The 20,454-nt window shown below is 61.4% G+C and carries 16 protein-coding genes and 2 pseudogenes; 8 read left to right on the top strand and 10 right to left on the bottom strand.

What is annotated here, in order from left to right:
• The first annotated feature begins 30 nt into the window (after nucleotides 1-30).
• The 4 genes from AZKH_RS25375 to ald all read left to right on the top strand — a co-directional run bounded on the left by AZKH_RS25375 (nucleotide 31) and on the right by ald (nucleotide 6,302).
• Nucleotides 31-2,427 (top strand): RND family transporter, encoded by a 2,397-nt coding sequence (locus tag AZKH_RS25375; RefSeq protein ID WP_041657963.1) that lies wholly within the window; start codon nucleotides 31-33, stop codon nucleotides 2,425-2,427.
• Nucleotides 2,428-2,440: 13 nt separating this feature from the next.
• Nucleotides 2,441-3,421, top strand: coding sequence for a YCF48-related protein (locus tag AZKH_RS25370; protein WP_041658174.1), 981 nt, complete (start codon nucleotides 2,441-2,443; stop codon nucleotides 3,419-3,421).
• 46 nt (nucleotides 3,422-3,467) lie between these two features.
• Complete coding sequence (locus AZKH_RS25365; protein ID WP_015452173.1) at nucleotides 3,468-4,892, top strand: aldehyde dehydrogenase family protein; 1,425 nt, start codon at nucleotides 3,468-3,470, stop codon at nucleotides 4,890-4,892.
• Between the two features lie 294 nt (nucleotides 4,893-5,186).
• Nucleotides 5,187-6,302, top strand: a complete 1,116-nt coding sequence (ald, locus tag AZKH_RS25360) for an alanine dehydrogenase (RefSeq protein ID WP_015452172.1) — start codon at nucleotides 5,187-5,189, stop codon at nucleotides 6,300-6,302.
• Here ald and AZKH_RS25355 read toward each other — a convergent pair.
• The 4 genes from AZKH_RS25355 to AZKH_RS25340 form a co-directional block, all read right to left on the bottom strand.
• On the bottom strand, nucleotides 6,268-6,642 hold the full coding sequence (locus AZKH_RS25355; RefSeq protein ID WP_015452171.1) for a winged helix-turn-helix domain-containing protein: 375 nt from the start codon (nucleotides 6,640-6,642) through the stop codon (nucleotides 6,268-6,270). The two genes, ald and AZKH_RS25355, sit on opposite strands and share 35 nt — an antisense overlap.
• Nucleotides 6,643-7,362: 720 nt before the next feature.
• Nucleotides 7,363-7,845, bottom strand: coding sequence for an HNH endonuclease (locus AZKH_RS25350; protein ID WP_231874601.1), 483 nt, complete (start codon nucleotides 7,843-7,845; stop codon nucleotides 7,363-7,365).
• A gap of 104 nt (nucleotides 7,846-7,949) precedes the next feature.
• Nucleotides 7,950-9,194, bottom strand: a complete 1,245-nt coding sequence (locus AZKH_RS25345; RefSeq protein ID WP_041657961.1) for an AAA family ATPase — start codon at nucleotides 9,192-9,194, stop codon at nucleotides 7,950-7,952.
• 185 nt (nucleotides 9,195-9,379) lie between these two features.
• Nucleotides 9,380-10,018 (bottom strand): hypothetical protein, encoded by a 639-nt coding sequence (locus tag AZKH_RS25340; RefSeq protein ID WP_041657959.1) that lies wholly within the window; start codon nucleotides 10,016-10,018, stop codon nucleotides 9,380-9,382.
• Between the two features lie 752 nt (nucleotides 10,019-10,770).
• On the opposite strand from AZKH_RS25340, the gene fdhA reads away from it, so the two are divergent.
• Together fdhA and AZKH_RS28060 are read left to right on the top strand one after the other, a co-directional pair.
• Entirely contained in the window at nucleotides 10,771-11,967 is a 1,197-nt protein-coding gene (gene fdhA / locus AZKH_RS25335) for a formaldehyde dehydrogenase, glutathione-independent (protein WP_015452168.1), read from the top strand.
• Between the two features lie 106 nt (nucleotides 11,968-12,073).
• A pseudogene (locus tag AZKH_RS28060) lies at nucleotides 12,074-12,181 on the top strand (VOC family protein); the annotation flags it as partial.
• A gap of 54 nt (nucleotides 12,182-12,235) precedes the next feature.
• Here the strand turns inward: AZKH_RS28060 and AZKH_RS25330 are convergent.
• The 3 genes from AZKH_RS25330 to AZKH_RS25320 all read right to left on the bottom strand — a co-directional run bounded on the left by AZKH_RS25330 (nucleotide 12,236) and on the right by AZKH_RS25320 (nucleotide 14,681).
• Nucleotides 12,236-12,814 carry an NnrU family protein gene (locus tag AZKH_RS25330; protein ID WP_015452167.1) on the bottom strand — a complete coding sequence of 193 codons (579 nt, stop codon included), beginning with the start codon at nucleotides 12,812-12,814 and terminating at the stop codon, nucleotides 12,236-12,238.
• Nucleotides 12,811-13,419: an MOSC domain-containing protein gene (locus tag AZKH_RS25325; RefSeq protein ID WP_015452166.1), complete on the bottom strand. Its 609-nt coding sequence runs from the start codon at nucleotides 13,417-13,419 to the stop codon at nucleotides 12,811-12,813. Before AZKH_RS25325 ends, AZKH_RS25330 begins: the two co-directional genes overlap by 4 nt.
• 626 nt (nucleotides 13,420-14,045) lie before the next feature.
• A complete protein-coding gene (locus tag AZKH_RS25320) occupies nucleotides 14,046-14,681 on the bottom strand; it encodes a hypothetical protein (protein ID WP_231874600.1) in 636 nt (211 codons plus the stop codon).
• Between the two features lie 10 nt (nucleotides 14,682-14,691).
• On the opposite strand from AZKH_RS25320, the pseudogene AZKH_RS27125 reads away from it, so the two are divergent.
• A pseudogene (locus AZKH_RS27125) lies at nucleotides 14,692-15,076 on the top strand (integrase); the annotation flags it as partial.
• Nucleotides 15,077-15,303: 227 nt separating this feature from the next.
• Here the strand turns inward: AZKH_RS27125 and AZKH_RS25310 are convergent.
• From AZKH_RS25310 to AZKH_RS25300, 3 genes are all read right to left on the bottom strand, one after another.
• A complete protein-coding gene (locus AZKH_RS25310; protein ID WP_015452163.1) occupies nucleotides 15,304-16,686 on the bottom strand; it encodes an OprD family outer membrane porin in 1,383 nt (460 codons plus the stop codon).
• A 153-nt stretch (nucleotides 16,687-16,839) separates the two neighbouring features.
• A complete protein-coding gene (locus AZKH_RS25305) occupies nucleotides 16,840-18,225 on the bottom strand; it encodes an MFS transporter (protein WP_015452162.1) in 1,386 nt (461 codons plus the stop codon).
• A gap of 87 nt (nucleotides 18,226-18,312) precedes the next feature.
• Nucleotides 18,313-19,233: a dihydrodipicolinate synthase family protein gene (locus tag AZKH_RS25300; protein ID WP_041658164.1), complete on the bottom strand. Its 921-nt coding sequence runs from the start codon at nucleotides 19,231-19,233 to the stop codon at nucleotides 18,313-18,315.
• 158 nt (nucleotides 19,234-19,391) lie between these two features.
• On the opposite strand from AZKH_RS25300, the gene AZKH_RS25295 reads away from it, so the two are divergent.
• Nucleotides 19,392-20,303, top strand: a complete 912-nt coding sequence (locus AZKH_RS25295; protein ID WP_015452160.1) for a LysR family transcriptional regulator — start codon at nucleotides 19,392-19,394, stop codon at nucleotides 20,301-20,303.
• Nucleotides 20,304-20,454: the final 151 nt, after the last annotated feature.

The raw sequence follows: 20,454 nt of genomic DNA, 5'->3' as shown, positions 1-20,454 counted from the left end.
CAAAACCCCACAGAGAAGCACTACAAGATCATGTTGAATCCACTCAGCGTCGACGAGGTCGACGGCTTTCTCACGCGCAGCTTGCGGCGGCTGGAGGCGGTCTGCTTCCGGCGTCGCCGCAGCATTCTCCTCGTGCTCGGGCTGTTCACCGCCCTCATGGGCTGGTTTGCGCTGCAGTTGCGCATGGACGCCGGCTTCGAAAAACAGATGCCGGTCGGGCACGAGTACATCCAGACTTTCAACCAGTACCGCGACGACGTGCTGGGCGCCAACCGACTGAACATCGTCGTGAAGGCGCGCAAAGGCACGATCTGGACGCAGGCCGCGCTAGGCCGTCTGTATGAAGTGACACAGGCGGTGAGCTTCCTGCCGAACGTCGACCGGCTGGGCGTGCAATCGCTATGGACGCCAAACTCCTTCGTCAACGAGATCACCGAGGAAGGCTTTCGGGCCGATCCGCTGATTGCCGGAACGATCACGCCGAAGGACCTGACTGGCGACGTCATCGCGGCTATCCAGCGGGCGGCGAGCCAGGGCGGCTTTGTCGGTACGCTCATTGCGCGCGATCAGACGAGCGCGATGATCGTCGCGGAACTGCTCGAGCACGACCGCGACGGCCATCGGATCGATTATGTTGCGTACAACCGCATTCTCGAAGAGCAGCTGCGCAGCAAGTTCGAGGACGCGGACTTCGAGATCCAGATCATCGGCTTCGCGAAGCAGATCGGGGACATCGCCGACGGGGCTTCCGCCGTGCTGGAGTTCTGCGCGATCGCACTCGTCCTGACCGCGCTCGCGGTGTACTGGTACTGCCAGTCCGTGCGATTCACGCTGCTGCCGATCCTCTGCTCGCTGACTTCATTGGTCTGGCAGTTCGGGACCCTGAAGCTGTTGGGCTACGGCCTCGATCCCCTGGCCGTGCTGGTGCCCTTCCTCGTGTTCGCGATCGGCGTCTCGCATGGGGTGCAGCAGATCAACTTCATCGTGCGCGAACTCTCGCACGGCAGGACGACGGAGGAAGCTGCTCGCGCGAGCTTCACCGGCTTGTTGATCCCCGGCACGCTGGCGCTCGTCACGGCCTTCGTCTCCTTCGTGACGCTCGTGCTGATCCCGATCCCGATGGTGCGGGAGCTCGCGATCACGGCATCGCTGGGCGTGGGCTACAAGATCGTCACGAACCTGGTGATGCTGCCGCTCGCGGCATCGCTGTGCCACTTCACGAAGGACTACGCCGACCGGGCAATGCTCAAGCGCGAGCGGCGCTCCACCTGGCTGCGCGCATTGGCGCGCGTCGCGGAGCCGCGCAACGCGGCAGTCGTCATCGGGATCACGGCCGCCGTGTTCGCCCTGGCCGTCTGGCAGAGCAGCGATCGCGTCGTCGGCACCGTCCAGCCCGGCGCGCCGGAGCTGCGGCCGGAGGCACGGTTCAATCGCGACGCGGTCGCGATCTCGGGCAGCTACGACACCGGGCTCGACTGGCTGTCGGTGATCTTCGAAGCGCCGCCCGAGTCCTGCGAGAACGTCTCCGTCGGCCTCTACCAGGATCGCTTCGTCGCGGCGATGCAGTATGTGCCGGGAGTGCTGTCGGCGCTGTCGTTCTCCGGCCAGCTTCGGACCTACAACCAGGGCTACAACGAAGGCAATCCGAAGATGTCGGTGGTGCCGATCGATCCCGGCAACTACGCGTCGCTCGCGACCGAGATCGGGCGGGTGCGCGGCTTCATGAACAAGGACTGCAGCATGACCGCGGTGCACCTGTTCCTGACCGATCACAAGGCGACGACGATCGAGCGCGTGATCCACGAGGTCAAGGCTTTCCGCGAGCGCGATCGCGAGGAGGGCATCCGCATTCGTCTCGCGTCGGGCAACGCCGGCGTGCAGGCGGCGGTGAACGAGGAAGTACACAAGTCGGAGCTGCCGATGATGCTCTACGTGTATGCGGCGATCGTCATCCTCGTTGCACTCGTGTATCGCGACTTCCGCGCCGTGATCGCGTGCTGCCTGCCGCTGACGGTGGGCACCTTCATCGGCTACTGGTTCATGAAGGAGCTGGAGATCGGACTGACGGTCGCGACACTGCCGGTGATGGTGCTGGCGGTCGGGATCGGCGTCGATTACGCCTTCTACATCTACAACCGGCTGCAGCTGCACCTCGCCCAAGGGCAGAACATCGTGAAGGCGCTCGAACACGCGATTCTCGAGGTCGGCACGGCCACGATCTTCACGGCGATCACGCTTGCCGTGGGGGTTGCGACGTGGATGTTCTCGGAGCTCAAGTTCCAGGCCGACATGGGCAAGCTGCTCGCCTTCATGTTCATGGTCAACATGGTGATGGCGATGACGGCACTGCCGGCGCTCGCCGTTTGGCTCGAACGGCTGTTTCCCCGTCGGGGGGCGGTGCGTGCGCCCGGTATCCTCGCGCACTGAGCGGAGATTCATGATGAAAAAATATCGAATGATGCTCGGTGCAACGTCGGCGGCGATCATCGCGGCACTGTCGATGGCGATGCCGGCGCTTGCAGGTGAAGGCGCAGGCGTCGTGCCGCGCGCGGCCGAACGGTCCGCGTCGGCGAGCCGATCAATGATCCTCGCGGCAACGCAGGCTGGCCAGCGCCTCGTGGCAGTGGGAGATCGGGGTGTCGTGTTGCTGTCGGACGACCAGGGAGGCAGTTGGCGACAGGCATCCAAAGTGCCGGTGAATGCGACGCTGACCGGCGTGTCGTTTGCCGACGAGCGCAACGGCTGGGCGGTCGGTCACTGGGGCGTGATCCTGCATACCGACGACGGCGGCGAAACATGGACCCGTCAGCGCGTGGAGACGTCCGAGGACCGGCCGCTCTTCTCGGTGCATTTCACCGACGCGCAGCATGGCACCGCGGTCGGACTTTGGTCGCTGCTGCTCAGGACGGTGGATGGCGGCAAGACCTGGGACAGGGTCAGCCTGCCGCCTCCGCCCAATGACACCCGTGCGGACCGCAACCTGATGCACGTCTTCGCGGATCGACGGGGCGAACTCTTCGTCGTCGGCGAACGCGGCACGGTACTGCACTCCAACGATCACGGGCAAACCTGGTCCTACCAGGCGACCGGCTATCGGGGCTCCTTCTGGAGCGGTACGTCCCTGTCCGACGGCACGCTGCTGATCGCCGGCCTGCGCGGCAGCCTTTATCGCAGTACCGACGGTGGAGACAGCTGGCACAAGGTCGCCACCGGCACGCAGAGTTCCATCACATCGATCGTCCCGCTCGCAGACCGGGTACTTGCGGTCGGGCTTGACGGCCTGACGCTCGAAAGCCGTGACGCCGGTTCCAGCTTCGAGGCGCGCCAGCGTGCCGACCGCCTGTCGCTTACCGCCGCCGTCGCCTCCGATCCGAACCACGTGGTGTTCTTTTCGCGTGCCGGCATTGTGGCCCCCCAATGAGACGTGACTGAACAAGATCTTCGACAAAACGAAGCGAGGAGATGCAATGCAAGTATTCGACATGATCATCGATGGCCTACCGGTGAAGGCCGAGAGCACTTTCGACGTCATCAATCCGGCAAGCGGGCAAGCGTTTGCCCGCGTCCAGGCAGGTGGTCCCGCACACGTCGATCAGGCGGTTGCCGCGGCCCGTGCGGCTTTCCCCGGCTGGAGCCGAACTTCCGACAAGCACCGGCAGGACCTGCTGCATGCGCTGGGCGTGGCGCTCGAAGAGGAAATGCCCGCCCTGATGGAACTCGTCACCAAGGAAAGCGGCAAACCGCTGGGCGGCTTGAACGGCATCGGCGCGGGCATGGAGGTCGGCGGCGCAATTGCCTGGACCCACGTCACGGCCGATCTCGAGCTGCCGGTCGAAGTGATCCAGGACAACGACGAGGCACGCATCGAGGTGCATCGCAAGCCGCTCGGGGTCGTCGCCTCGATTACGCCGTGGAACTGGCCGCTGATGATCGCGATCTGGCACGTAATCCCGGCGTTGCGCGCGGGCAACACCGTCGTCATCAAACCCTCGGGCCTCACGCCGACTGCGACGATCCGCTTCGTCGAACTTGCCAACCGCATCCTGCCGCCCGGCGTGCTCAACATCGTCACCGGCGAGAGCGGCGTTGGCTCGGCGATCGCCAGGCACCCGGACATCAACAAGATCGTCTTCACCGGATCGACGCCGACCGGCAAGAACATCATGCAGAACGCCGCGGGCAACCTGAAGCGGCTCACGCTCGAACTCGGCGGCAACGACGCGGGGATCGTGCTGCCGGACGTCGATCCGAAGGTGGTCGCGCCGAAGCTCTTCGGCGTCGGCTTCCACAACAACGGCCAGACCTGCGCCTGCTTGAAGCGCCTGTATGTGCACGACTCGATCTACGAGGAGCTCGTCGGAGAGCTCGCCCGCATCGCGCGCGATACCATCGTCGGCGACGGCCTTGTCGAAGGCACCCAGCTCGGCCCGGTGCAGAACAAGACCCAGATGGACTTCGTACACGAACTCGTCGAAGACGCCCGCGCGAACGGCGCACGCATCCTCTCCGGCGGCAAGGCGCGCGCCGGCAACGGCTATTTCTACGAACCGACCGTGATCGCCGACGCGAAGGACGGCATGCGAGTGGTCGACGAGGAGCAGTTCGGCCCGGTGCTGCCGGTGATCCGCTATTCGGATATCGACGAAGTCATCGCGCGCGCCAACGCCAACGAGAACGGCCTCGGCGGCTCGATCTGGTCGAACGATCGCACCAAGGCCGCCGCGCTCGCGCTGCAACTCGAATGCGGCACTGCTTGGGTGAATGAACACGGTGCGATCCAGCCCGATGCGCCATTCGGCGGCGTCAAGCAGTCGGGGCTCGGCGTCGAGTTCGGGCGCTACGGTCTGGAGGAGTACACGTCGATCCAGACGCTGAAAATCATGAAGAATTGAAAGGCAGTCGGCGCATTTTATCTATCGATAACCGCCTTTATCGTCGCTACCGGACTTTATCTCGTTGTCTTCAGGCTTCAGTCCAGCGCAATGCACGGCAGCGAAATCCGGCGGCGACCAGGTCCCGAAGCATGCGTGAGCCAGTCTGTGAAGTCGGTGCATTGCAGTAAATCTTAGCCGACGACCAGGAGTATCTAGCGCAGCGCGTCGCGGAGCCGATTCACTGAAATCTAGTCACAGAGCGACGTTGGGCCCCGCTTGTCCGAATTACAGTAACCGAAAGGAAATTGAAAAATGCTGATCGGGGTCCCTAAAGAGATCAAGAACAACGAATCTCGTGTCGGTATGACGCCAAGTGCCGTTCGTGAGGCCAAGGCTCATGGGCATCACGTGCTTGTCCAAGACGGCGCTGGACTCGGCATCGGATGTGACAACGTGGCGTATCACGATGCTGGCGCAGACATCGTTCCCGATGCTAGGTCGATCTTTGCCATGGCGGACATGATCGTAAAGGTCAAGGAACCGCAGCCCGAAGAGTGCATGCAATTGCGGCCGGACCGATTGCTCTTCACGTACCTCCACCTCGCACCTGATCCGCAGCAGACGGACCTGCTCCTGAAATCCGGTTGCACAGCCATCGCATACGAAACCATCACGGATAACGGTGGAGGATTGCCCTTGCTCGCTCCAATGAGCGAGCTCGCGGGCCATATGGCGATTCAAGTGGGTGCCGTGGCGCTGCAAACGGCAAACGGTGGGCGAGGCGTGCTGTTAGGGGGAGTCCCAGGCGTCGAAGCAGGCAAGGTAGTGATAATCGGCGGCGGCGTGGTGGGAACAAACGCAGCGAAAATGGCAGTGGGGCTAGGCGCGAATGTGACTGTCCTCGACCGCTCATTGCCAAGGCTGCGTTATCTCGACGATGTATTCCAGGGCCGCTTGACGACCCTATACGCGTCCATCGACGCAATTGAGAACGCCGTGCTGGATGCAGATTTGGTTGTCGGTGCGGTGCTACTTCCGGGGGCTTCGGCGCCGAAACTGATCAAGCGCTCGATGCTGACAAAGATGAATCCGGGGGCCGTGATCGTGGACGTTGCAATCGATCAGGGTGGCTGTTCCGAGACTTCGAAAGCGACAACTCACGCTGAACCGACTTACGTTGTGGACGGCATCGTTCACTATTGCGTGGCCAATATGCCAGGAGCTGTTGCCCGGACATCCACCTTTGAGCTGAATAACGCCACATTGCCTTTCATTCTCGCGTTGGCCAACAAGGGGTGGCGAAAGGCTTGTGCTGAGGACAGGCATTTGCGCGCCGGCCTGAATATTCACGCTGGATTGGTAACACACGAAGCGGTCGCGAACGCGCTCGGGCTTACGTATACGTCTGCGGACCAAATTCTGGCGTAAAGGGGGCTGGTAGCGGACGTTGCGGCGACAACCCCAGCTTGCGCAGCAGGCGCCCGACGCTCACCTCCGACATTGCGACCTTGAACTGGGTACGGATCAGTTCCCGAACCGTCGCCCGCGTCGACAGCGCGAACTCGAATTTGAACTGCTGCGGGTTCGACAGCGTGATCGTCCGGTACAGCCAGTCGAGCGCCTTGCCATCGAGCTTGGGCTTGGCGCCCGGCACCGGCTTAGCGCGCAGTGCCCCAAGTCCACCTTCGCGGTACAGCGCCAGCCACTCGTACATGCGCGGGCGGGAAAATCCGAGATCCCTCACGGACAGCACTTCGGCCTTATGCAAAGCTTTCCATAAGGCCGATTATGCAAAGTCGTCGATTATGGCAAGTCGTGAGAGCAACTTTATGTGAAGCGTTGGTCAGTGCGGCTCTGTTGATTGCTGACGGGGCAAAAGCTCAACATAATTTCGAGCGCCAACCGAGCCGACACGCGTCGCGCAGGTGACAGTCGCAAACCGCTTTCCGGTTTGCCAGACAACGCTCAACCTCGATTTGCCTGGTTCTCCCAGTGGCGGGCACAGCCCGGTCGATCCGGAACACAACGATATCGGCAGCGGTAAGCGTTGGTGGCTCCCCATGTAGCTACGGAATTATGGCAAGTATGATATGCGCCCGCCCTTCGCCTGCTCGGCCTTGGCAGCACATTTCGTGCAGTCAGGTTTCCATAATCGACGACTTTGCATAATCGGCCTGAACGGCCGTTGGCCTTATGGCCTGAGTCGGGCGGGAATGTGCCGGTCATCCGCCGTTCAGCCGCTGATGACGGTCAGTGACCGCTTCTCCGGGCGATGAACTCGAACTTTCGACCCCAAGCCGCCATCCGGTTTTCCCTGAAGCCGCCATTCAGGCGTGCTGTGCTTCTGTGAGTTTCGTTGATACAATGCCGCCGTTCGTGATCTAGCACACTTGGCCAGCAACGGACAGTCCTCGTGAATCTTTAAATAGCCGTTGTAGCAGGCTTTCGCATCTGGCTGAGTAAAATTCACCAGCATTGAGCGACTCACCTACAACGCTCCGTCCGGTTGATTGGCGTTAATTAAGGCAGCCGCAAACATGGAAAACTCTTTATCCGCTGCTCCCTCCTCTTTCAAGGCAGCAAGCAGCGTTGCTCGGATAGCCTCACTCGAAGTTCGATAGCAAGCGTCCAAAGCGTTTTGGAGTTGCGTCAAGCGAATGGCCCGCCTCTCGATAAGTTCGGGTCGATTTAGGTCCGTAGTGGCTATTGTGATAGCGCCGCGTTCGCTTCCTGCTTTGTGCCTAACAGTTGTCCCGAAAGCGAGAAGATGGGTGCCGGGATCTTCCGAGTAAGGGTCGACCACTGGACACGTTTCGTCAAACTGGTCCTTCTTTGCGTTGTTGCACCGCGCGCAGCAATAGCCCAGATTGGTCCACTCGAACTCCAGGTGAGGGTATTTCCCCTCGGCCTTTGGTCGAATGTGCTCAACATCTCCGAAGTAAATGTGTGCGACTTGGCTCTCGCAGTACATGCATTTTCCGTGCGAAGCACGCAGTAACGCGTCTTTGTTGTCAGGGTGCTTGTAATTTGTTCGCAGGGCGTCGGGGTTCGGACACGGGGGACGATGGAGCCGCCTCATTTACGTGCCTCCGCGACTCTTGCCACAGCATCTGGAAATAGTCTCCCAAGGCCGGCGTCCCTAAGCTCCGTGCGCAATGCCGCTAACGACTCGGTGGTGGGATCACTTGCCACATGCCTCGCAAGAATGCTGGAAAGCTTGCCAACAGCCCATGCAGGTATGGTCGTTGATACACCAAGTACCTCGTCTAGTACATCGACTGCGTTCTTGACTTCGCTCTTGAAATCCAACAGATGCGAGCGCACCTTTTTGGTGTGATCGTATCGAAGCGCATAAACATTGGCATCCTCTACCGAAGTCACGATTAGTGGACTGTGTGTCGTGACGATGAATTTTGCATGCGGAAATGCCTTTAGCAGATTCGGCAGCAACGTCCGCTGCATACTTGGGTGTAGGTGATTTTCAACCTCATCAATCACGACGGCAAATGGCTCTTTTGCGTCAGTGTCGAACATGAAGATCTGCCACGCGATGTCAATCAGTGCTGAAATTCCACCCGAGGCTGTCTCTAACAGAAATTCATCCGCACCGCCGTTGCAGCAAAAGACAATCTCGTAGTCCCTGACCTCGAGATCCTCGAACCCAAGCGATTCCGGCAATACAACTCTCAGCACGTCCCGAAAACCCTCGAAGTTCCTCACTTGTTGCGGATCCGGAGGCATGATGGTTTTAGTTGGACTGCGTACTCCGTAGCCGTTGATCATCCAACCCAAGAGTGTGCTCTTCATAAGAAAGCTGCTCGGCTCGACGCCGTTACCTGCATGCCGGTTTATCTGATTGTTTTGAATCTCGTCGAAGGCCGTCTGTCTCTCTTTGCGGCTAGTGTTAATTTGCCCAACACGTCTATAAGAGAAGGTCTGGCGATGCGACGGTATATAGAAAAACCTAGCTGGCTGTTGGTTCTGAATTTGCACCTGGTATTGAGCACTTCCCGCCTCAGGCACCGAAAACGTTGCGGTCGACTTATTTGTGTACGTCAGCGTTCCGATCGAGCGGTCTGAATTCTCATTCTTGCCGAAAAGTCTCGCCAGGGATAAATACTTGAGGGTCTTGCTGAATAAGTCGTTTTTAGGTGTGGCAAGCGAAAACTGCTGCCACCCTCGATGCCTCGCTAAGAAGGAGAGGATCGTAGTCTTGCCGCTGCCGTTTGCCCCTGTAATGATGGTCGCACGAGGATGGAAAGCAATGTCAATATCAGCAAACTGTTGCCAGCCCTTCAAAGTCATTCTTTCGAAATTCATATTCACCTCCCATTCCGTTAGGTCGCCGCGCGCGAAGCAACGTTGGCACGGAATTATTATCGCCCCGATGATTAACGGCCAACTCACGCGACCAACCGCGCGCGAGCGGTAGATCTTGGCTAGTCAGTCGACTGTAGGCTGGCGATTGGCAGCCGATAGGCCGTCCGGTTCGGACTTGTTAGATTTCATCTACGACCGCCCTGCGCTTGTCCAATGGCAAAGGTAACAAATAGAGCCATTAACACAGTAAAGAACGAATCTTGGAAAGTCTTTTCGTAAAACAACCAGACGGACGTTGCAGCGACCGGAATGCAGAAAAGATAGAAGACGAGCATCGTAGTCGCAGACCATATGCGCTCGTTGACAGGGCGAAAAGCATCGATGAGTGGATACAGCAGGGAGGTGATGAGTTCGGCGAGCATGAGCAACGGCCAATAAAGCACTGCTGTGACGCCAAAGAACGTCACTTGCAGGTAGCTCTTCCCGACGGGTATTGCTGGTAGCGATTCACCAATAACCCTCGCGTCACTCAGCATTACGTCAGTCTTTGCGAATAACGCCTTGAACAGTGGCGGCATAGTAACTGACAGATAGAGCGCCCCGAAAGTGGCCAAGTAAAAAATGAACTTATAGGCGGCGCGCTCTGCAGCTTGCCGATTCTTGGCGCGACGATCGGGTGTGAGCTCCTCTTCGTGTCGTTGTGGCGTTTGTATCGGCGGAGAAGGCGGAGGGCGGTTGCCTCGCCGATTCCACAGCCAGACGATGCCCGCGTAAATGAATGCCGCTACTAAATTAAGAAAGATGCTCCAAAGATCGTTTGACATACGGTACTGGCAATATGAAATCTAACTTGTTGTCAAGAGACAGTTTTTCTGCATAACTCCAGCGCCTGCTTCCAGCATCGGCACTCGGAATTGAGCTGCGTTGCGACGGACCTCTGGTTCCACGACCGCAGCCTCACTCGGGGACAACGCCTCGTCAAAAGCGGCCTGCTCAGTATAGGTCAGTTGCATACACAAAAGCGTACACATTAGCCGCTGTTGGGCACTTTTCTGGAAGACTGCTCTTGGCCGATGGTGCCAGTTCGGCCGTGTCGCTCCAAAGCCGCCGTTGCTAGGGCGGCCGCGATGACGAGCGGCAGCTTTCGACGTCCCTTCCGCAGTGCGTACTGCTGGCCATCTTCCGGCGCCCGACCACACCCGCATGTCGCGCCGGGCGGCGCAGCTTGCGGTGAAGATTCCCCGGCGCCCGCGCAAGGGGCCGGTTCATGTAAGTGCTCCCCGACCTGCTGGCGCAAGTCGATGGCGATCTGATCCACAGTCGTAAGGGTCTTGGGATCATGCACTTGTTGTGCCGCAAGACCTGACCCTCCGCTTCCCGTGCGACTACCGGTTCCGTGCTCCCCGGCTCCCGGCACAAGTCCTGCAGACCCGCGCTATTTCATGTCGGGAATTGGCAGGTCGATGACGCGTTGGGGCATGTTGTCGAAGAGCTTAGCGTCTACCGTCGCGAAGTGCGCCAGCCAACGCTTTAGCCATGGCACGCATGCAACCCACAGAGAATATGGAGGCAGACAATGAGCGAAAATCGCGGTGTTGTGTATCTGGGGCAAGGACATGTCGAAGTGCAATCCATCGACTATCCAAAGATGGTCGATCCGAGCGGTCGCGCGATCGGCCACGGTGTCATCCTTAAAGTAGTGACAACCAATATTTGCGGCTCCGACCAGCACATGGTGCGCGGCCGCACCACCGCCGAGGTGGGCCTGGTGCTTGGCCACGAGATCACCGGCGAGGTAGTCGAGATCGGCCGCGATGTCGAGACGCTGAAGATCGGCGACCTGGTGTCGGTGCCGTTCAACGTCGCCTGCGGCCGCTGCACCACATGTAAGGAGCAGCACACCGGGGTGTGCCTGAACGTGAACCCGTCACGCGCCGGCGGCGCCTACGGCTATGTCGACATGGGCGGCTGGATCGGCGGCCAGGCCGAGTACGTGATGGTGCCGTACGCCGATTTCAACCTGCTGAAATTTCCGGACAAGGACAGGGCGATGGAGAAGATCCGCGACCTGACCTGCCTGTCCGATATTCTGCCCACCGGCTACCATGGCGCGGTGACCGCCGGGGTGAAACCGGGCTCGACCGTCTACATCGCCGGTGCTGGCCCGGTCGGCATGGCCGCCGCCGGCGCGGCGAGGCTCCTGGGCGCGGCGGTGACCATTGTCGGCGACATGAACCCGGACCGCCTCGCCCACGCCCGTGCAGTCGGTTTCGAGACCGTCGATCTATCCCTCGACGCGTCGCTGGGTGAGCAGATCGCGGCGATTCTCGGGACCCCGGAAGTCGACTGTGCGGTCGACTGCGTCGGCTTCGAGGCGCATGGCCACGGTACCCATTCCCACGAAGAGGCGCCGGCCACGGTCCTCAATTCGCTGATGGAGGTCACCCGCGTGGCCGGCGCCATCGGAATCCCGGGCCTGTACGTGACCGACGATCCGGGCGCGATCGACGCTGCAGCCAGGCGAGGCAACCTTTCGATCCGCTTCGGCCTCGGCTGGGCCAAGTCCCACTCCTTCCATACCGGCCAGACCCCGGTGATGAAGTACAACCGCAATCTGATGCAGGCCATCCTGTGGGACCGCCTGCCGATCGCCGAGATCGTGAACGTCAACGTGATCTCGCTGGACGAGGCGCCGAACGGTTATCGCCAGTTTGACGGCGGCGCGCCGCGCAAATTCGTCCTCGACCCGCACGGCATGCTCAAGGCGGCCTGATCGCAGCCCGAAATCCGCGGAAGAATCACGACGCAGGTCGTGCCGCGGTTCGCCGGGGCGGCCGGAGTGGCCGTCCCGGTAACCCGCGGCACGAGCGCTTGATCACGCCGCGATTGCCGATCCGGACCGCGCGGCGGCCAAGCATGCGTTCGACGCAATGGAGCAGATGGGGAAGATCTCCTTCGCGGCGATTGAAGCGGCTCGCCGCGGCTGACGCTTCATTGAGCGCCGCCGGTCGGGACCGTCAGACGGAACCCGCCCCGCCCCCTCACCCGAATGGCACCACCCCGAACAACACCCCGTGCAGGTGGCGCGCAAACACGAACCACACCCCCGCCCCAACCCCAACCGCCACCGCATCCCAACCCAGCGCTCCGCCCCCCCGCACCACCCGCTGCGCCCGGTCGCGCCGCCGCGCGGCGAAGAAGCTCGCGATCGCCCACACCAGGAAGCAGCCGAACAACAGCAGGTCGGCGAGGGTGCCGTTGGCGAGCAGGTGCGCGAGCGCCCACAGCTGCACGCCGAGCACCATTGGATGGCCGAGCTTCGCCCGCAGTCGCGTGCCGGGCACATAGGCGGCGGCGATCAGAACGAAGGCAGGCAGCGTCAGCACCGCGGCCAGCTGCCGCGTCCACATCGGCGGCGGCCACAGCACGAGCGGGTCGAGCCGCGCCGCGCCATAGCCCCATACAATCAGGCCGAGGCCGATCGCGGAGGCCAGCGAGTAGGCCAGCTTCCACTTCGCCAGGCCATAGTGGGCGATGTACTGAGCGCGGTTGTCCTCGGCGAAGATGCGCGCCGAATGAGTGCTGAAGAACAGCAGCAGTCCGAGGATCAGGGCGGTCATGCGGGATTCTCCGGGCGGGTTGTAAGGAGCGCGTCGGCGCCGGGCGTCGCGGCCGCAGGCGGCGCCGCTTCGCAGACGACCGCGTCGCCGATGCGCAGCACGCCGCCAATAAGGACGCGCGCGACGACGCCGCCGTGGCCGCGCATCGCGTTGTAGCCGCCGGGGCCGAGCACGTCCTCCATACGCGAGCAGGGCTCGCAGACGCCGGTGAGCTCGAGCACGACCTCGGCGCCAATGCGCAGCACCAACGGCTGGTCGCGGAACAGCGTGCGCGCGGCGAGCAGGTTCAGGCCGGAGACCACTAGGTTGCGCCGCAGCAGCGCCGGATCGACCTCGTCGCGGCCCACCAGCGCCGCGATCGCCACCAGATGCTCGGCCTGGATTAGGCTCAGCTGGCGCTTGCCGCCGCCGCGGCCGGAGGCGGCGCAGTGATCCCCGGCGAGCCCGCGGCCGGCCAGCGCGCGCGCCTCGCCCACCGGCTGCGCTGCGGCCCGTCGCGCCGGGCGCAACAGGATCGCCTCGAGCCGGCCGGCGTGGGTGAAGCGGCCCGTCAGCGTGCGTAGGTCAACAGGCTCGGCAGCGGAGGCGGAACGGGCAGGCGGCATGGCGGTCAGTGTGGATGAAACACGGCGGACGCATCATCCTACCGCGCCTGCCGTCCCACGCCTGCGCACACCACGATTTCGATCCACGCCGGTAGCGCTGCGCGGCAGGTCACGGCGTGACCCTTGAGCCAGTACGCGTCGACGAACTCACGAACCGTCGTTTCACCTTCTTCGCCGACCCGATGGCCTGCCGCTGGAACTCTACGAACTCGCTCCTCGCTAATCGTCCTGCTTTGCCGAGTGAGCCCGGGAGCCTTGTCGTACAAGAACGCTCGTCGACGAGTAATGACGCGGCGGCGAAGTCACTTCGGCTACGTCCTAATTTTCAAGGCTACGCACAGTGTGTGCGGAAGTGCCTTCGGCCGGAAAGCGCGGGTGGCGGCGCTCGCCGAATGTACTTGCATCCACTTTCTGCGCAATGCGCTCGATTACTTGCCGCGCAAGGCCGACGACGACTGTCTGCAGGAGATGCGCTGATTCTACGATTCTGTTATTCAAGAATGGCCGCTTTGGGAGAGCGTTTCAGAACGACCGCTTTTGGCCGGTACGACTCAATCGGCATAGTGCCCGCAACCGGCCGCTGGTGCGCGGACGTTTGATCGCTGCCGCCCGTGCAGGAGGGACCGTCAGCGATTTCCGAAACTCGCCCGCCCAACCGCCGGGCCAAGGATCTCCATGCCATCGACGACGTTCGCGTCCGAATCGACCACCCTATGCAAGAGACCGTATGAAACTCGCCATTGCTGGTGCTCGCATTCGAGGGGCACCGTCTTATCGTTGAGCCGAATGATGCGACCGCTGCGCTCCTTGTGATCGCGGCCGACAAAGCCCACACGATCACCTATGGCCACTTCGTTGCGACCGAGCCCCTGCCGCGGCTTTTCGCGGATCTCGACGTCGGCACCATCAAGATTGATCGCGGCATAGGAAATCAGCCAGCGCTGCCCCGTCGTCTTGTCGAGCACGACCGCTTGCTTGCGCCGTAGCTCGAGAACTTGAGCGGCATGCGAAGCGTTGGCCTGCGGGTCAAAGTACTCGATGGTTTGCCCGACACGGAGCCGCGCCTGGACCGCGACCATCCAGGCCGGCTCGTCGAGCGCACGATCGATCGCTGCACGAAGCCGATAAAGATCGAAGGCGGAGGCCGCCTTCAGTTGCGCCAGAATTTCGGAGTAGTTCATCTGCCGGAGGTCGTTGTTGGAATCACTCGGATCGCTTGGCGCGGACGGCCCGGTAACAATCGGGTTCCGATCAACAGCCATGGAGTCTGAAATGGAATCCTACGAGCATCGGGAACCCTGGAACAAGGGAAAGCTGGTGGGCCAGAAGGCACCGCTGAAACCCAAGGACATCCGGGCGATCCGCATTCACCTTCAGAATGCCCACCATGTTCGCGATCTTGCGATGTTCACATAGCAAGCTTCGCGGATGCGACCTCGTCGCCCTGCGGGTTCGTGACGTCACGCATGGCAACCAAGTGCTGTCCCGTACGGCGGTCGTCCAGAAAAAGACCCAGCGGCCGGTCCAGTTCGAGCTGACGGAGCCGCCGCGAACGACGGTGGCAAATTGGATCGAGAAGGCGAAGCTGAAACCGGAGGACTTCCTGTTCCCAAGCCGGCTGCACGACTCGCCGCATGTATCCACCCGACAGTACGCACCGGAACCTGACCCGCGGCCTACTGAAGCAGCTGGGCCTTTCATAAAGCCGATCAACGGCCTCACACCCTCGGCTGTTGATCGGCCATGACTGAAGCTACCGGTTGAAGCTCAAAGTCAGCACCGTACGGGCCAGGAGGCATGAGCTTCTGTCAGACGGACGGCTAAGAACGCCCGAGTGCAGCGATCGACAAATGACGTTCATTCTTCCGTGTACTTGGGGTTTAATCAGAACTGATACACGTAGTCGACGTATACGCGGTGCTGCTCCCAGTCTTGCCGGGTCAATCCCTTGATCGTGGCAGCGGCGGTCCGATTGTCGATGCGAGAGTCGTAGTTCAAATACACGTATCGCACGCTCAGTCCTTTGGCAATGGGCAGTTCGTAACGAACGTCGAACTCGCGATAGCTTTCCGAGCCTTCGGCGGAGTTGTGCAGATTGCTGCTGCGCGCGCCCGTTCCATGGATGTATTTGAAGGCAGTCTTCAGGCCAGCGACATAGTCCTTCCAGTCATACGCGAGCCGAATCGAGCCGACCCGCTCGCCTTTGTTAGTGAAGTCAGGGCCCACGGTCGAAGACGTCGGGAAGGGGTTCGTACCCGGATCCTGCGTAAGTGCTCCCTTCCTGTTCGCGTCGACGGCAAAGTTGTCCTCGATCCAGAAGCCGTTGAATTTCGCGACGGCGGCTCCGATGGTGAGGTTGCTGATCTTCCAGTCGGCATCGAGGTAAGCGCCGAAGCCGTCGTTGCCGATGCGGGAGTGGCCGGTGCAATCCATCTCCCTTTCCGCGCCGCAAACGAAGAGCGACCCAGCATCGCGTGACCAGAAGGCGCCGCCGGAGAGCTTCAGCAAAGTATCCCGGACCTTCGCGGTATAGGCGCCGACGAATCCGTATTTGCTGAGATAGGGCTTGGAGTTGAGATATTCGGCCGTCAGCGCGTAAGGCCCGTTCACGTAGGAGGCGCCAAGGACGGCGACGTAATCGATCGCATTCTTGCCCACCGCCTCGGTGCGGAATTTCTCGAAGTCGTTCGTCGTCCGGGCGCGCCACTGATCGTAGACCGCACCTTGAATCCTGAGGCCCTCGACCGGTGTCAGCACTGCGTTGACGCCCGAATACGTGTCGGGCACGGCGCGGTTGTAGGTACTCTTCAACAACAGGCTGTCGTGCAGCTGCCGCCCCACCTTGACCAGCGCCAACTGGTCCCATTTGAGCTTGACGAAGGCCTGGCCAAGCGTCATGTAGCCGTCGGACAATTGGCCGTTGTTACCGAGCTCGGTGAGTTGGGACGTCGGTGTGCCGCTGTTGCTGATCCTCAACACGCCGTAGACGGACGCGTCGAAACCGATCAGTCCGCTCCAGTACGGCGACTTGTAGTTGAGTTCGCCACCCAGCGCACTCTGCTGGTAGGAAAGCGTCTTCGGATTCGGGCCCGCACCCCTCGGGTAGGCCATGCCCTCGTCGGCCCAGTACACGCCGTGGACCTTCAGTTCCAGTTCGTGCTGCCCTTCCGCCGCGAGTGCGATGGCGGGCAAGACGGCGCCGATTAGGCCCGCTAGCGCTCCGACGCAGGCCTGAGTGGGGTCGAACGCCAAGTTCTTCTTGGTCATATTTGTCTCCTTCACCATTTGTTGAGTCAAAACGATCCCTGCGCACCGTCCTGGCTGAACGGGCGCAAATGCAGTAATCCGGGGGATGCGGCGATCAGTGAGTCGCTGGGTGCGCCGCGAGAAGAACCTCGCGACGCTGAGCTTCGTGGAATGTCAGGGCGAGAGTTCTTCGAGCACCTTGCCCTTGGTCTCGATCGCGAACAGCAGGGTCACCAGGCCGCCGATGAACGCCACCGCGGCGAAGGCGGAGAAGACGTAGCGGATGCCGAAATTCCCGACGATCCAGCCGACCAGGATCGGACCGATCGCGGAGCCAGCCCGCAGCCACGCGCTGCCGAAGCCAGTGCCCACCGCACGCAGCCGAGTGGGATACAGCTCGGACGAGTAGAGGTAGAGTGAGAAGGACACAGTCTGCAGGATCGCATAGGCAGCCGTCGCGAAGATCAGCACCTGCATGGCCGAGGTCGCGCCAAACCACGTGAGCGTCAGAAGCGGTACGGTTGCGAGCATGAAGGCCGTCGCGTACCAGGGCTTGCGGCCAACCTTGTCGATGGACAGCGCGCAGATGATTGCGGCAACGACACCGATCCCTGACGTGATCCACCCGTAGGCCAGGCTCGTCTGCAACGGCAGCTGGAACACCTGTTTGTAGAGCGTCGGCAGCCACGTGATCATGCCGTTGATCACCATGTAGACGCACACCCACAGGCCCCAGATCGTGAAGGTGCGCCGGCGGTAGATCCCCTTGAAGAGCTCGCGCCAGTCGGAGCGGGCAGTCGCCTTGGGGTCCAGCGGACGCACGACGGGCTGGCGCAGCACGAAGCCGCGCTTGGTCGCGTCGTCTTCCAGCATTTTCACGACCTTGTCCGCTTCCGCGATACGCCCCTTCGAGGCCAGCCAACGCGGCGACTCTGGCATGAGCCAGCGCAGCGGGATGGTCAGGATGGACGGCACGAGGCCGACGACGAACATCGCTTTCCAGCCATAAATCGGTACGAGGAAGAATCCCGCCATGCCCGCAAAGGTCAAGCCGATCGGGAAGATGACCTCATACAGCAGGAAGAAGCGGCCGCGCTTTTCGGCTCCGATGAACTCGTTGATATAGGCGCTCGCGACCGGGACTTCTCCGCCAGTGCCCAGTCCCTGCATGAAGCGGAACAGCATCATCGAGGCAGCGCTCCAGGCGAATAGGCAGGCGACGTCCATCGACACGAAGAGCACGATGGTGATGAAGAGCGTCTTCAGGCGCCCGAGCCGTTCCGCGAGCGATCCGAAAATGACCGCACCGAACAGCTGGCCGACATAGCCTGCTGAAAGGATCATGCCGACCTCGGTCGGCGTCAGCTTCCATTCGGAGACGAGTTGCGGCATCGCGAAGGCGATGGCCAGCACGGTGTAGGCGTCGAAAAAGGTGGCAATGCCGACGATGACGCGGATCAGCATCAGCCGGCGGGTGATCGGAAGCCGCTCGAGGCGCGCAACCAGCTCGGCGTTGGCGGCGCTGTGCAGCGCGGCGCCGTCCGCAACAATGGTTGTCATGACGTTTGTCTCCTCTGGTTTTAGCGGCGGAGCTACGTCCTGCTCCGCCGTCCCTTATTTATGTCACCGCAGTGGGTGATTCAGGCTTCAGTCAATGATGCCTGCAGCGCGCAGCGCGTCGGCGATTTCGACGTCGGCACCGGGGGCAAGCGGCAGAAGCGGAGACCGGACCGTGGCGTGTTCGAGGATGCCACGCGCAACCAGCGCGTGCTTGAGCGCAACGGTCCCTTCCATGTGCGAGCCACGGTGATAGACGTTCTGGGTGACCGGCAGCAGGCGGTCATGGATCGCACGGGCGGCCTTGTAGTCGCGCGCCTTGCCGGCCTTGATGAGTTCGACGAGCAGTTCCGGCGCAACGTTGCCGTAACCGACCAGCAGGCCATCGACGTCGAACATCGTGTGCAGCAGGTATTCGTCATGGCAGCTCAGGATTTGCAGGTCGGGACGCTCACGACGGATGACGGGGATTTCGGTGTCCCAGCGGCGCATATTGCGCACACCGTTCTTCATCGCGAAGACACCAGGCTGCGCGGCGATGTCGAGCTGGGTTACCAGATCGTAGGTGCACTTGGTCGCATCCGGATACTGGAACAGGATCAGCGGCAGGCCACTCTTTTCATACACCTGGCGATACTTGTCCTGCGGCGCACCCTTCTGGTAGCCGAAGCGCAGCCAGCCGTGCGACGGATATAGCAGACCGGCGGTCGCGCCGGCGCTGATCGCGCGTTTGGCCTCTTCAGCGGCGACCTCGGTGCCTTCTAGCGTGATACCGGCGATGATCGGAATCTGGCCGTTCACCGCTTCGACAAAGGTTTCGATGACCTTCATCTGTTCTGCCTGCGAGAGGAAAGTGCCTTCACCTGCGTGGCCCAGCACAGTCAGGCTCTTCACACCGTCGATGCTGGCGAGCCAGGCACCGAGCTTCTTGCAGGCCGCGTAGTCGACAGCGCCGTCGCGAGTGAAGGGGGTGACCGGGGCGGGGTTGAGGCCGCGGAGATCGATGTCGATGTTCTTCATGTCAGTTCCTCTAGTGTGGTGTTTGCTTGCCGACGGATGCCGCATCTCTGCGTGCATGGGAGGCAGTCTAAGAACCGACGAGTCATGCTGGAAGACACAAAACCGACATTTCAGCTATGCTTAATTCGCATGGATAGGTCGAGGAAACAATGGACTACGCGAAGTGGAAACTCTTCATCGACGCCGTCGAACGGGGCAGTCTCAGCAAGGTCGCTGCCGCCCACGGCACCAGCCAGCCCCACGTCAGCCGGTTGATCGGCGAACTCGAACAGATGTGCGGCGGGCGCCTGTTCCAGCGCACCGGCCGCGGGGTCGTACTGACCGAACTCGGACAGCGCATCGCGCCCAAGGTACGGGCCTGGCTGGCCAGCACCGAACAGCTCACCAACGATATCCAGACATCATCCGGAACACCGATCGGCACAGTGCGGATCGGCAGTCTGCCCTCGACGGCCCATCCGCTCGTCACAACCTTGTACCACGAGCTCAAGGGGCGTTATCCGCTGATCCAGTTGATGGTGCGCGAAGGCCAGGGCGCCCAACTCGAAACCTGGCTGGAAGACGGCAGCGTCGACCTGGCTATCCTTTATCGCACCAGCCCGACCCCGAAGAATGGCGATACGTATCTAGTCGAGACGGCCACATACTTGGTCGGTGCAGCGGACGATGCGCTGACTTCACAGCCGACGGTACCGTTTTCCGTCCTTCACAATTTGCCGCTCGTCCAGTTCTGTCGGCCGAGCAGCTGGCGCAATCACCTCGAGCAGTTGGGTGGCGAACACGGCGTTTCCCTAAATGTCGTACTCGAAGCCGATTCGATCATCCTTCAGACGCACATTGTTGCGAGCGGTGGTCTCTACGCCTTGCTTGGTCCCTATGCCATCGCCGCAGCATCGAAAACCTTTCGTCTTCAGTCGTCGAAAGTGGTGAGTCCGACGGTCAATCGCTTTATCGCGCTGGCGATGTCACGCCATGGCGAACTTACGCTCGCATGCCGGACCGTCATGGAGGTAACGCGTGAAATTGCACGTTCCGGTGCTGGGGGACGTCCTGCAATCTAGGCCGCTATTCCAAAATTCGCGGACTCCCGGTTGAGACGGTGAGTTCAAGGAGATTAAGAACTGCCGTCCGCCCGCGGAACCGCCTGAGGGCAGGTGTAGGTGCAATGTGTTCCGTCATTTGGCGAAGGTCATCGGTATTGATGGCCGAGGA

The organism is Azoarcus sp. KH32C (assembly GCF_000349945.1).
GTDB lineage: Bacteria > Pseudomonadota > Gammaproteobacteria > Burkholderiales > Rhodocyclaceae > Aromatoleum.
The sequence above is the reverse complement of the archived record's forward strand: the minus strand, read 5'-3'. Positions and strand labels throughout refer to the sequence as shown.

Bases quoted from the DNA above. Each gene is read 5' to 3' on its own strand.
- AZKH_RS25310 (WP_015452163.1), bottom strand. From the start codon at position 16,686: ATGACCAAGAAGAACTTGGCGTTCGACCCCACTCAGGCCTGCGTCGGA.
- AZKH_RS25350 (WP_231874601.1), bottom strand. From the start codon at position 7,845: ATGTACTGCGAGAGCCAAGTCGCACACATTTACTTCGGAGATGTTGAG.
- AZKH_RS25340 (WP_041657959.1), bottom strand. From the start codon at position 10,018: ATGTCAAACGATCTTTGGAGCATCTTTCTTAATTTAGTAGCGGCATTC.
- AZKH_RS25370 (WP_041658174.1), top strand. From the start codon at position 2,441: ATGAAAAAATATCGAATGATGCTCGGTGCAACGTCGGCGGCGATCATC.
- AZKH_RS25375 (WP_041657963.1), top strand. From the start codon at position 31: ATGTTGAATCCACTCAGCGTCGACGAGGTCGACGGCTTTCTCACGCGC.
- AZKH_RS25345 (WP_041657961.1), bottom strand. From the start codon at position 9,194: ATGAATTTCGAAAGAATGACTTTGAAGGGCTGGCAACAGTTTGCTGAT.
- fdhA (WP_015452168.1), top strand. From the start codon at position 10,771: ATGAGCGAAAATCGCGGTGTTGTGTATCTGGGGCAAGGACATGTCGAA.
- ald (WP_015452172.1), top strand. From the start codon at position 5,187: ATGCTGATCGGGGTCCCTAAAGAGATCAAGAACAACGAATCTCGTGTC.
- AZKH_RS25325 (WP_015452166.1), bottom strand. From the start codon at position 13,419: ATGCCGCCTGCCCGTTCCGCCTCCGCTGCCGAGCCTGTTGACCTACGC.
- AZKH_RS25305 (WP_015452162.1), bottom strand. From the start codon at position 18,225: ATGACAACCATTGTTGCGGACGGCGCCGCGCTGCACAGCGCCGCCAAC.
- AZKH_RS25365 (WP_015452173.1), top strand. From the start codon at position 3,468: ATGCAAGTATTCGACATGATCATCGATGGCCTACCGGTGAAGGCCGAG.
- AZKH_RS25330 (WP_015452167.1), bottom strand. From the start codon at position 12,814: ATGACCGCCCTGATCCTCGGACTGCTGCTGTTCTTCAGCACTCATTCG.
- AZKH_RS25295 (WP_015452160.1), top strand. From the start codon at position 19,392: ATGGACTACGCGAAGTGGAAACTCTTCATCGACGCCGTCGAACGGGGC.
- AZKH_RS25320 (WP_231874600.1), bottom strand. From the start codon at position 14,681: ATGGCTGTTGATCGGAACCCGATTGTTACCGGGCCGTCCGCGCCAAGC.